9 protein-coding genes are annotated in these 13043 nt (G+C 34.6%); all 9 read right to left on the bottom strand.

Annotation, left to right across the window (positions count from 1 at the left end):
* Window positions 1-233: 233 nt before the first annotated feature.
* Window positions 234-1811, bottom strand: a complete 1578-nt coding sequence (locus ACW2QF_RS12510; protein WP_455716339.1) for a hypothetical protein — start codon at window positions 1809-1811, stop codon at window positions 234-236.
* On the bottom strand, window positions 1804-2511 hold the full coding sequence (locus tag ACW2QF_RS12505; RefSeq protein WP_455716338.1) for an ABC transporter ATP-binding protein: 708 nt from the start codon (window positions 2509-2511) through the stop codon (window positions 1804-1806). The genes ACW2QF_RS12510 and ACW2QF_RS12505 overlap by 8 nt, the downstream gene beginning before the upstream one ends.
* A 448-nt stretch (window positions 2512-2959) precedes the next feature.
* On the bottom strand, window positions 2960-4630 hold the full coding sequence (locus ACW2QF_RS12500; protein ID WP_455716337.1) for an ATP-binding cassette domain-containing protein: 1671 nt from the start codon (window positions 4628-4630) through the stop codon (window positions 2960-2962).
* 21 nt (window positions 4631-4651) lie between these two features.
* Window positions 4652-6484, bottom strand: coding sequence for an ABC transporter permease (locus tag ACW2QF_RS12495; protein ID WP_455716336.1), 1833 nt, complete (start codon window positions 6482-6484; stop codon window positions 4652-4654).
* 109 nt (window positions 6485-6593) lie between these two features.
* The gene (locus ACW2QF_RS12490; protein ID WP_455716335.1) at window positions 6594-7964 is read right to left on the bottom strand and encodes a hypothetical protein; all 1371 of its coding nucleotides are present in this window, start codon (window positions 7962-7964) and stop codon (window positions 6594-6596) included.
* Between the two features lie 297 nt (window positions 7965-8261).
* Window positions 8262-9026, bottom strand: a complete 765-nt coding sequence (locus ACW2QF_RS12485; RefSeq protein WP_455716334.1) for a response regulator transcription factor — start codon at window positions 9024-9026, stop codon at window positions 8262-8264.
* On the bottom strand, window positions 9019-10737 hold the full coding sequence (locus tag ACW2QF_RS12480) for a cache domain-containing sensor histidine kinase (RefSeq protein ID WP_455716333.1): 1719 nt from the start codon (window positions 10735-10737) through the stop codon (window positions 9019-9021). Before ACW2QF_RS12480 ends, ACW2QF_RS12485 begins: the two co-directional genes overlap by 8 nt.
* Window positions 10738-10761: 24 nt before the next feature.
* A complete protein-coding gene (locus ACW2QF_RS12475) occupies window positions 10762-11796 on the bottom strand; it encodes an ABC transporter substrate-binding protein (protein WP_455716332.1) in 1035 nt (344 codons plus the stop codon).
* Window positions 11797-11846: 50 nt separating this feature from the next.
* Window positions 11847-12827 carry a tRNA epoxyqueuosine(34) reductase QueG gene (queG, locus tag ACW2QF_RS12470; RefSeq protein WP_455716331.1) on the bottom strand — a complete coding sequence of 327 codons (981 nt, stop codon included), beginning with the start codon at window positions 12825-12827 and terminating at the stop codon, window positions 11847-11849.
* Window positions 12828-13043 lie beyond the last annotated feature (216 nt).

Below are 13043 nucleotides of genomic sequence, written 5' to 3'. Positions count from 1 at the left end.
CCTCCCTCTGCAGGAGGATACACCCCAAGTATAACATGTAAAACTAACTTCTGGTCTTCTATATCAAATCAGAAGTTCGAAATTCATTTAACAAATAACAAAAAAAAGTTGAATGCAAAACTAACTTCTGGTTGCAAAGACAGATTATAGCGATAATCAAATCAATAACAAAAAATAGCTATCCTTCTCCAACAAGATTTAGGATAGCTTAAGTTCCAGGTCTAGATATTCCTTTACCTCATCAATTTAAATGTCTTCGGCGCGAACCTATATGCAACAAATAAAGCCACAACAATATATACAATACAAAATCCAGTCACGATTGTACCAAATACCATAGTCGGCATCTGTTTTCCAATTGCAACATAACAGATAAAATAAGTTAATGAATTAATGATCGAATATGTTACGTTCTTATTCTCTAGATCTATGTTATATGGTTGGAATACGTAATACAAAACCATATTATGAACGGAAAAAAACACAGACATTGCTATTATGGAAATAAAAAGTACCAGATAATTTAAGGGATTATTAGTGCCGCCTGTTAAGAATAAAAGAAATGGTAACCCAATGGAAATAACACTAGCAGGCATTAAGTTAATACCAATAACTGATTTCAATCTTGCTGCAAACAAATTAAGAATTACTTTTGGCTGACGATAAAATCGATATGTTAACATACTGTGATCACAATTCATAAACATGGCTTCTGTAATAACTTTACCACGATTAATTATATACATAACAAATAAAAAATATGGTAGATACGTCAACATCAAGGAATTAACCTTGCTCTTAAGTTCAGGAAAAGCGAAACAACCAATTATTGTAGCAATTAATACAATCAAAGTAATCCCAGTCATGCGATAGGCTGATTTTCTCAGTAATCTGCTATGACGCTTCATAAACAACTCATTAAAATATGCATATCCTGTTTTATTACTAGTCTGTTCCACAGAATAATCAAGCTTCTTTTGATAAGAGTTCTGCATAACTTTAGCAGCTGCTTGAGTCCCAGTATTCATAAAACTTCCCGGTAATAATAATTCCTTATAGATTGCTCTATATTTTGTAAATTTAATAATATAGCGTAGCGCTAGTATTGCACAGATAAATGTGACTGCACAAATAAGATAAAAAACTGAAAAAGGAATTGTATAGCCAAGATACGGTGGTAAATATGCAGCTATGAGTAGCACAGATGCAATCACAAACAAAACTGCAATTGGGAACCTCTGATCGGTTATCTTATTTCTCTTTGCCATATCATGTAAAAGATCTGCATTCGCTATAACTTTCACAGAAACAATATAAAAAGGTAAGAGTATACAAGCAATAAGAGGAACATCAACTAATATTCCTAATGGTATTATCAATACACCAAATCCAATAAAATTCTTTACTATCGTATAGATATAATTTGATATCGCATATTCTTTCGCGTTCATTCTCATAAGAAAGATTGCATAGTACTTATCTTTCGTTGGATTGAACATTTGATTATTCATAATAGCACCAATAAGAGTCAAAATCATAAGTATATGTAGAAAGCTTGCCTCATGACTACTCTTTAGAACATTAAGAGGTAAGATTGCCATAAACAGTAGATACATTGCCTTCCAAATGAATATAGAAATAAATTCCCATATAGCGCCAATCACATTTGCTATAATCTTTAATTCTCTACTCGCATATAAGGATGACGGTAATAGTTTTTTGATCAATGGCGTTGATTTTAACGTATATATAATGCTGTTTGCACGATATGTATTCTTCAATCGAAACGACACTTTGAACGAATTAAACATCTTCTTCTCCTTTCAACGCGGCGATGATCTTATCTTTGAATTGATTATTATCTCTATTTTCTTTTTGTACTTCCTCTAAAACTCCATTGTTTAATATAACAATTTCATCGCAAAGATCAAGTGCTAATTCCATAATATGAGTAGAGAATATAATGATATGGTCTTTCTTTAATTGTCTAAGTAATTGTTTCATCTCATCAGCAACAACTACGTCAAATGAGGTTAGCGGTTCATCTAATAATAGAATTGCAGGATTCGCAATGATACTCACTAGCATCTGCATCTTATTCTTCATACCATGAGAATAATCCTTTAACAACTTATCTCGATCATCCTCGGCAATTAGCATAAGATCAAGATATTCATCAATTGTCTTCTTTGCCTGAATTCTATCTTTATTAATATCAAGAAAGAACTTCAAGAATTCTCTAGCAGTTAAAAACTCTGGAACTACAGGTGTTGACAACACATATCCAATATCCTCGGCTGTTAAAGGTCTATCAATACCATTAACCTCGATCTCGTATGTACCACTATCTACTTTAATATCATCATTCAAACAATTAAAAAATGTTGTTTTACCAGCTCCATTACGGCCAATTAATCCATAAATCTTTCCTTGCTCAAAAGTAAAAGTCGCGTCTTTCAAAACCTCTTTCGCTTCAAACTTCTTTCTTAATCTGTTAACAATTAGTTTCATAGTATAAAAATAGCTCCTCCCTAATTATATATATTTTAGGTATTTGCGAAACTCTTATTATCTATACCTGTTTCTTGGCTGACGTATTATAACTAAGAAACGATAGCGAAACACCTCTAGTACTTCTTAGTGTGTTCTAAGCGATTTAGGAAGGCGAGGCATGGAGGCCGAGCCAGCCTGAGGTGAGGCAGGATGCCGAATCGATGGCGGTTCCGTATCATTGGGATAACTTATCGAACACACTTAGAAGTTCTTAGGTGTGTAGCGTGTTTCGTGTTATAATACGTCAGCCAAGAAACTTAGACATCATATACTGAGTTTCGCAATTACCTATATCAGTGTATCACCCTAATCCTAACTTGGTAAATATGATTAATTATATTGTAATGAAAACTTAATAAAGGCAATCATCGCCAGTTCGCTATGATTGCCTTCATCTTAAGATGCATTATTTCACAATTGATAACGTTCCAGAAGCTATATATCTTCCAGACTTTCGGTCAAACAACATGATATTCTCTCCATTAATATCAAATTGCACCTTTGATCCTATAACATAACTTACTCCACCAAAAATCACACCGGTTAATAAGAATTCACCTACACGTATCTTAACTGTAGATTCCATACCTGTTGGCATAGCACCGTAAATAACACCTTTTACTTTACCCGAATCAGTAATGTTGATGAATTCAGGTCTCACACCTATTACAAAATCTTCATTCGTAATGCTAGGTTCTTCATTATTGCTAAATCCTTCTTCTTTCACTTTCGCGATATGATATTGGAAAACTTCGTCCTTATTTCCCTTCTCTACATATTTCTTATCTTTTAAATTCTTCTGTCTTTCTTCTTCAATCTTCGCTAAGTCTTTATCTCTATTAATAAACCAATCTTTTAGAGAAAGAGCTTTTCCTTGTTTTTGATTATTACTTAGTTGAAACCTTGCTTCGATTCCATTTAATAACGATAATCTGATGTCACCTTCCGCAGTTTGCTTTCCTTTTGCTTCGATGAAATTAATGGAAGGATTACCAACAAAGTCTGCCACGAACAAATTATTCGGATGATTGTATACTTCTAGCGGTGCAGCATATTGTTGTAAGACACCATTGTTTATTAAACAGATCTTCGTTCCTAGTGTCATAGCCTCCATCTGATCGTGGGTAACATAGACAAATGTGCTTCCTGTCTCAACATGTAGACGTTGTAACTCATAACGCATCTCCAATCGAAGTTTTGCATCAAGGTTTGATAATGGTTCATCCATAAAGAGCACCGTTGGTTCTGGAGCTAATGTTCTTGCAATCGCTACACGTTGTTGCTGTCCTCCTGATAACTCTGCTGGATAACGATCCATGAACATTCCTATCTTAACAATACGAGACACCCTTCGTACGGATAAATCCACTTCTTCTTTCGTAAGTTTTCTTTCTGTTGTAACAACTTTACCATTCTTCGTGAGCGCAAAGTCATCACCTAGTTCGAATCCCTTTCCTTTGTGTGTTGCAACAATCTGTTTGTATTTTTTATTCAGTTCAGAGGTAATGGATTCAACTTGTGCATCTACATTCTTTGCTTCATGTAATTTGTACTCATATAACTTTTTGGCTGTGTATAGAGAGATTTTATATGTATCAATAAATATTAAGTGTACTTTACTTTCATCAATCTTCCCATTTTTATCTTTACACTCGTGTGTTAAATTAATTACCTCTTTAGGGTTTTTTAATATTTCAAGTAACCTTGCTATATTCTTAGCCTCATAGTCATAAGTAGACATTTCCTCTTTTATGTTACTAAGACCAAATGCAATGTTTTGGTATACCGTCATATTTGGCCACAATGCATAGTTTTGAAATAAGAATCCAACTTTTCTCTTATTAGCAGGTACATTAATTCCAAGTTCACTATCGAATACCACACGGTCTCCAATTGTTATTCTTCCACTTGTTGGGGTCTCTAAACCTGCGATCATTCTAAGTGTTGTCGTCTTACCACAACCAGATGGTCCTAACAATGTGATAAACGAATTATCCTCTATATCAAGATCTAGATGATCTACTGCATAGAACTTTCCCCATCTTTTCGTTATATTCGTTAATTTAATTTCTGGCATAATCCCAACAACTCCCTTCTACTAGTTACCGCCAATTCCTTTATCTAGACTTGCACCTGTTAGTTTATTTACCAAGGCATTACAGATTAGAATTGTGACAACCAAAATCAAATTGATTGCGCTTGAGAATGCATATAATCCCATTTCATCAAAGTAATCCAATGTGGTAGCAACGATAAAACCTTGTACACACAATAACATGAATAGGGATAACTCTCTTAAACAAGTCATAAACGGCAACAAGTAACCACTGATAATGGAGGATTTCTGAATTGGTATAATAATCTTGAACATTCTCTTATACCACGGTAAGTCTTGTATAATTGCTGCCTCTTCAATCTCGCCACTTAGCTGTAACATAGAATTCAAAGAGCTTCGGCTTGCAAACGGAATATACTTGACCGTACCAGCTATAATTAACAATGCATATGTGTTAAATAAGTTAATCTTTTCGTTGGAAAATAAGATAAAATATGCAACACCAACTGCTATGGAAGGCATCAAATACGGTAAGAATGCAACAGAGTTTACATAATTAGCCCATTTGCTTCGTCTGTTTTTGGCTACTGCATAACCGATTAATGTACCGATTGTACCTGCAAGTAATGCACAACAAACCGAAACGAATAATGTTCCTTTAAATGCATTCCAAATCGTTGAGTTAAACAAAATTCCTTGCTGACCATACATACCATTTTCTGTGATATTCTCTCTTGTCAGCCACCATTTTGTAGTCAAATTATTAATATTACCTGTATATAAGAAGCTATAATCGCCTGGGTTTGGTAAGAAGGTTTCAAAAGCAAATGATATAATCGGGAATATACTGGTAAAAAATGTAAGTATAATGAATACGCCTGCAATTACATTTCTGCCTACTCTGCCAAGGTTAATCTTTGATATCTGCCCTGACTTTCCTGTAACTGTTGTGTAGCTCTTACGACTCTTAAGACTTACCTGATTCATCATCAAAATCGCCACACCAAAGATCATCATAATAATTGCTAAGATACTTGCCTCTCCTGTATACTTAGAATTCAGAGAGATATATTTCGTTGATAATGTAGTCAAACCTAGATAATGTGGTACTGGATAACTTCCCATGGAACTACCAAAGACCAGAAGGATTGTTGATAAAATCGCAGGCTTTACCATTGGTAGCGTAACTTTAAACATAGTCTTAAGTTTAGGAGTATCAAGTATCGTGGCGGCTTCCTCTAAGTTTGCATCCATATTACGAAAGATTCCACCAATCAGAATATAAGCAAATGGTGCATAATGGAGTCCTAATACAATAGCACTTGGGAATAACCCCTCACACCACCACTTTGGCATTTCAATTCCGAATAGCGATGCCAGCAATCCGTTGGAAGTTCCCGTAACTGCATTACTATTGAATAAATTCTGCCATACAACTGCCAAAGTCCACTGAGGCATAATATATGGGAAAATGAATATAGAACTTAGATATTTCTTACATCTTAGATTGGTTCTAGTTACTAAAAAGGCAAATGTTCCTCCATATGCTATGGATATCAAGCATGCAAATACTGCTAATAAAATTGTGTTCCATAGTGGTATCCATAGATTCGTTCTCGCCAATCTACCTGTGAACAAATCTACATAATTGGCAAAGGTATACCCTTCTACTTTATTGGTAAGATGCGCATCAATCGTACCTGGGTGAATGGAAATTGTATCTTCAATAATTGCTACCACAGGAGCGAAGGTCGTAAACGTTAATACGATACCGAATAACAATAAAATCAAATTTTGTGGCTTTGAAAAAAATGTCTTTACTTTATTCTTTAGAATCATGTGCCTATTGGGATTACGATTCCTTGTTTGATCCATACCTGTCACCTCGTAATTGGAAGAATGGCGCTTAGATTGCTATACCTTTAGCACTCCCCTCAATCTAAGCGCCATTTCTTATATAAAATAGTTACACTATATATTCAGACTATTCTTCACTATATTTTGTTAATAATTCAATCCAACTACCAACGGTAAATGATACAGAAGAACAATATTCAGGATCTTCTAATACTAATTTACCAGTTGTCGTCCACCATTCATAACCACGGTCGTTGGAGCATTCATATACATTTTCACCGTTTTCATAACCACCTTCACTATGGTTATAGGTTGCCTCGATTGCAGTTGCAACTTCTGGGTTAGCAGAATAACCTCCCATATCTTTACCCCAAGCACTAAATCCATCTTCTGTACATGTCAAGTATGCGATGAATGCACATGCAGTCCAAGGAAGTGGGCTGTTTTCTGTTACAAATAGATAATGACTATAACCGAATCCACCTATTCCTGTGTAACCGTCATTATATGCTGCTACTGTTACATTCTTCTTAGAAACAGAATCGGATTCTTCTACTGAACGAAGTTTAGAATATACTAATAAACCGCTTTGGTCTGTAGCTGATTCAGATACTAATGTGTTACAAATTGGACCATCATCTGTTTGTGCATTATAGCTCTCAACCCATAGTTTAATCCATGCTAATGCATATTTACCATTTTCACCAAGACCAAGGTCTTTTGCCTCTGATTCCATTTCATCGATTGTAGGTGCAAAATATGCTTGTTCTGTACTATCAAGTGCTTCATAGGCTTCTTTTAGCCAGCCTGCATATGTCTCTTCTGTTAACATGTATAAAAAGTTCTTGCCAACAATTTCAGAATCAATATCCATGAATAAAGCATGTGAGCCCTCGGCTACAAAATCCCAACAATTGTCATATGTTGCAGTTCCAGTATTATTGTACATGAATACTTTATTTAGAGTTTGAAGTGGAAGAAATCCTTCATACTCATCTGCTGTTGTTCCGTTTGCCTTTGCCCAATCTTGTGGGATAAATGTTTTTAAAGTATTGGTTTGCACCATCTTGCTTTCAATCTGATTACCGTCTTGAATCAATGTCATTGCAAATGTACCAGTTGTCTTTAGTGCATCTGCTGTCAATTGATCAAAGATCTTATTGTTCTTTGGTTGTTGCCACTCATATTCCATGGAATATGAAGAATCAATTGATTGTAAATACTCAATAAATAGTGGTAATGCAGTCTTTCCACGGCTAGAATTACCAACACCATAGAAGGTCTTGCCGTTAGATTCTTCGATTGCCTTCTTTGCAAGTTCTTCTAGTGTCATAGTCTCTGCTTCTTTAATAATCTTGTCAATTTCGCTGTTACCAGATGACTCCTTGTCACCTTCTTTCGTACCTGAATTCTTGTTTGATTTACTACAGCCGCCCAAAGAAAGAACCAACATACTAAAAATTAATACTAGAGATACCAAACGTTTCATCTTTTTCATACAACCATCCTCCTAATCTTTTTTTACATATTAATGTAATTAGTCCTTAAGGATCTACTCTTGTTGATAGTTTTATTATAAAAGATGAAAGGGTAAAACGGTAGATGACATAACTGTTATTCCTTTTGAAATTCTGACATTTTGCATATAATATATTTATTTATTTCGATTTAATTGTACATTATATCCAGTATATAAAATATATGACGGTTATAAAACTATACTTATGCATACATAAATATAAATAAAAAGAACTAGATGTACATTATGCACAACCAGTTCTCTCCATAGATTTACTTACCTTATTGCACTACGGTCCTGATACTCTGATGGAGTAACACCCACCACTTTCTTAAAAGTACTACTAAAATAAGTACAATCATGATATCCCACCATCTCCGTAACTTCATACACCTTATATCTACAATCACTAAGTAGTTTCATCGCAACATGCATACGATATTGTGTAATATAGGACATTATGGTATAATCAGTTTCCTTCTTGAATATATGACTAAGATGACCTTCACTAACACCAAGAGAATCTGCTACTGTAGCGATACACAGATGCTCATCACTATAATGCTTGGAAATATATTCAATAGCCTCCATTACATACTTACTCTTATCACCCTTTTTCAGCATAAAACATGGATCTTTATCGATGTCCATCTTTTTCTTTTGTTTCTCTTCCCATCGTCTTCTTACGCGCAATACCGCAGTTTCTAGCTCCCCATCTTCAAAAGGTTTTAAAAGGTAATCCGCCACATATAGTTTTATTGCACTTTGTGCGTAAGAAAAGTCACTATATGCAGTCAAGAAAATTACACTAACCTCATTTCCTTCTTCCCTTAATTGCTTCACCATCTCAATACCATCCATCTTCGGCATACGTATATCTGTGATAATCAAGTCTGGTTGATATTTGTGCGTTGCTTCAATTCCTTCAATCCCATTAGCTGCTTCTGCAACAAGCATACAGCCAATGGAAGGCCAATCAATCTCAAGTACAATTCCCTTCCTCAGTAACATTTCATCATCCACTACAAGAACTTTAAGCATCGAATTCCTCCTTTCGTAAAGGTAATGTAATAGTAACTTTTGTGCCTCCGCTTTCTATTTCTCTGGCCTTTAGTCCATACTCATGTCCGTAATACAGACGTATAATACTATCCACATTATAAAATCCTAGATGTCCTTCAAGATGATCTCTGTTTCTACTATTCAGATGCTCCATTACTTCTTTTGCCATACCACAACCATCATCTAATACACTTATTAAAAGATCTGTGTCCTCACAAGAGATATCTACCAATATCTTTCCACTATCTCGATCAGCCAGTCCGTGAATAATTGCATTCTCAACTATAGGCTGAACAATCAATTTTGGGATCTTATAACCTTCTAATCCTTCCGGTAAATGAACATCATATTCAAACCGGTCTGAGAACCTTATTTGTTGAATGTCTACATAACATTTCACAAGTTCCATTTCTTCTTTTACCGTTACAAAAGCTTCCTGCGAAATACTAATTCTCAAAATCTTAGCCAGACTTGATGATAACATTGCTATCTCAGGAATATGATTCGCTTTCGCAACCCATTTCATTGTATCTAAGGTGTTATATAGAAAATGTGGATTTAACTGTGCCTGCATCATTGCAATGCTAACATTATTCAACTCTTTTTGTTGTCGTATTTGTTCATCCATATAATACTGCAATTCTCTAATCATTCGATTAAAATGGGTAGCCAAATGTCCAATCTCATCTCCACGTTCTACATCAATCTGTACATTTAAATCACCACTTTCCACCTCTTTCATTGCTTGTGTTAAAGTATGCATTGGCTTCGATAAATTACGACTTAACTTAAGTGATACAGCTACGCACAGAAGTAAACAAATCGCTGCCATAAGAATACTAATTCCATACATTGACCTTGTAATACTAGAAGTAAATGCTTCCCCTTGTTCTAAAACAATAAACAATCCAGTATTACCAATTTGTCTCGTATAGATTCGACAATCTTCTTCCACTTCTGTAAAATCCCTATTGTTCCATATGCACTCTCTAAGAGTTGGAACAATTGATACTTCTGATACGTTTTCTGTACTATAGATACTATTCCAATAGGAATCTACTAACATAAGATTCGTATTAGATGAGAAAGACCCTTGAAGCAGATTTTCAAAATCATAAGTATCCATATCAATAACAATGTAACCAATACAATTACCATTGATATCCCTAATCGCCCGTGAAGCCTGTAATAGTACACTTTTTCTAGTATTCGAATATTGTTCCACTCTCTGTATATGTAATTTTATTGGCTCATTCCTTGCTGCTCTTAAGCTTCCCCAATAAACAGGTAACTCACTACCAACGCCAATAGAATTGTTGGTTGTATATTTACAAATACCACCTATGGAGTACAAACTAAAGTCAGCATACTCACGAATTTCTGCTGTATTATTATAGAGTTCTTGGTACATGATCTTTTTCTTTTGTACATCCTTTACATAAAGTGTATTAATAACATTCTCATTCACACTTAATTCACCACTAATTATATCAATCTTATTAAAAAGTGTTGTCAGACTTTCTTCCAAACTCTGTAATTCTATACTTGCTTCTTTTTCGTAATCCTTAGATATCTTAACTTGAAAAGAGCGAACCATAAATGTACTACACATTAGTAGTGGTAACAAAGAAACCACAATAAAACATAATAATAACTCCCTTTTAAATGAGGTTCGAATCAACTTAAACAATGAAATCACCCCCTTATTCTATATCTATTTCGTAATAAGCTCCGACCACTGCTTCAAAACTTCATTTTGATTACTACTTGCCTTAGATATATCAAAGTCAATAACATTCAGATTCTCAAAAGGTTCCTTGGAATCTTTTACGTCTTTTCGAACTGACCTTCTATTAAACTCGTCTACTATGTACTGTTGCACATCTTTACTGATAATAAATTCTATAAATTGTTTTGCATTCTCTTCATTCTGAGAATTCTTTATAATCGCGCATCCATCTGGTACAGCACTTGTTCCTTCACTAGGGTATACCATTGTAATATCAGCCCCCGCTGCAATTTTCTTCAATGCTGTTTCTTCTAGTGTAATTCCTACTAGTCTCGTTCCTGTCACCACAGCATCTATAACATCACCAGAGCCACTTAATACATTCCCATCTAGCGCTTCTATAAACTTTCTTAATGTCTGCTCATTATCTTCATCTATAATTTGCATCATAGTAGCTAACGCTGTATAACTAGAACCTGATGTATTCGGATCAGCAAATGCAATTTTTCCTTTCCATCTATCCTCAAGTAGATCTTTCCAACCTGTTGGTGCAGCTGTCTCATAAACTAACTTATTATTGTAGACAAATACAATAGGTAACGATGAAAATGCTGTCCAACACCCGTTTGTAGACTGATAGGGTTCTTCAATCTTCGTACATTGCGAACATGTATATGGCATAAAATATTCTTTGTAAGCCTCTAGATTCTCTACACCACCACCGAACATTACATCACACTTTGGATCATATTGTTCTATAGCAATTTGCTCCAACAACTCATTCGTTCCACCCGATACTACAGTTACCCATATTCCTGTTCGTTCTTCAAACTCTTTAATAATTGGACCATATACTTCTATTTTGTGAGACGTATAGACAACTAACTTATTATCATTTCCCGGCCCAACTATACCGGAATCATTACCATCTTTTTTGTTACTACATCCATTTATCAGTACGATACAAGATAATAGGAGTCCCATCATTATCTTAAGCTTGGTAAGCATAGGTTTCATCATCGCTAACCGCCCCTTTCCGAAGTCTAGATATGTATTGAGCGCAAAACTCTCTAGTCTTCCCGTAATTTGTCTATATATTCATTAATATATGGTGAATCGCCTCGGAATTCATTAAGATCCTGGTCTTTGTTTTGATAGTTAATGCCTATAATTGCATTACGCTTTATTACATTTTTTCCTCTCCATCCACATGATGTTTTACTTATCTTTTCTTTAAAGTATTGATTATTCATACCTGCATAGACAGATAGATCCTCATTCATATAATCTAGTGTCTTGAATTCGGGTAATACATTACTTGCAACACCTTCATTGTATGGACACTTTAGCTGGCAAAAATCACATCCGAATACATTTCCCTTTAACAAGGAGATCTCTCTCTTTGTTATCTCCTTTTTTTGTGTGATATAGGATAAACAGATATTAGGGTTGTTTTGCTTTTTATTGATGGATTTGGTTGGGCATTCTTTAAGACAATTGGTACATTCACCACACTCTGCATAGTTTCTTATATCATCAAAGGTACGCTTGTCCTCACATGGGATTTCTAAATCTGTTATAATCTCTCCTAGGAAAACATATGAGCCATACTTCTTAGTAATGACCATATTATTTCTTCCGATAAATCCTACTCCTGCTAAATATGCGATATACCGTTCTGGCAATGTATTGCTATCTACAAAAGCTTCTGCTTTTCCACCTAGGGATCTAATAAACTCACAGATTTGTCCTAGATATGCCATGACAACACGGTGATAATCGAATCGCTTCGTATAGATAGAAAATCCATTATCTACCTTTTCTTCATCATGATAGTAAGGAAACGCTATGGATAGGATTGTTTTTGCATCTTCCATATAATGAGATGGATGGATTCGCTTATTAATATCCTTTTCTTCAAATTCATTCTGTAAATTCTTATCTTGTCTATATTGATAAAACTCTCTTAATTCTTCAAAAGCTCTACAAGGTATAAAACCAATGGTATCTAAGCCTAATGAACTACAAAAGTTTTCTATTTTTTCTTTCACATCTTTACCAACTTCCTATTATATTTCTTTTCTTTTTAGTATAGCATATTTTGACTTTTCATTCTATTATTAAATGAAGGAGCTGCCTTAAAATCAAGTAAATCAACTTAATTTTAAGACAGCTCCTTCATTTAAAACTAACCCTTTTTAATCATCTCATTTTCATAAACAATCGCTTCATATGGTTGCAACTTTTTTGTTATATGTGTCTTATAA

The organism is Anaerosporobacter sp., assembly GCF_965301125.1.
The sequence above is the reverse complement of the archived record's forward strand: the minus strand, read 5'-3'. Positions and strand labels throughout refer to the sequence as shown.

What these genes read in the sequence shown, in the direction of transcription:
- ACW2QF_RS12485 (WP_455716334.1), bottom strand. Translation starts at nt 9,026, where the DNA reads ATGCTTAAAGTTCTTGTAGTGGATGATGAAATGTTACTGAGGAAGGGA.
- ACW2QF_RS12500 (WP_455716337.1), bottom strand. Translation starts at nt 4,630, where the DNA reads ATGCCAGAAATTAAATTAACGAATATAACGAAAAGATGGGGAAAGTTC.
- ACW2QF_RS12505 (WP_455716338.1), bottom strand. Translation starts at nt 2,511, where the DNA reads ATGAAACTAATTGTTAACAGATTAAGAAAGAAGTTTGAAGCGAAAGAG.
- ACW2QF_RS12510 (WP_455716339.1), bottom strand. Translation starts at nt 1,811, where the DNA reads ATGTTTAATTCGTTCAAAGTGTCGTTTCGATTGAAGAATACATATCGT.
- ACW2QF_RS12495 (WP_455716336.1), bottom strand. Translation starts at nt 6,484, where the DNA reads ATGGATCAAACAAGGAATCGTAATCCCAATAGGCACATGATTCTAAAG.
- ACW2QF_RS12475 (WP_455716332.1), bottom strand. Translation starts at nt 11,796, where the DNA reads ATGATGAAACCTATGCTTACCAAGCTTAAGATAATGATGGGACTCCTA.
- ACW2QF_RS12490 (WP_455716335.1), bottom strand. Translation starts at nt 7,964, where the DNA reads ATGAAAAAGATGAAACGTTTGGTATCTCTAGTATTAATTTTTAGTATG.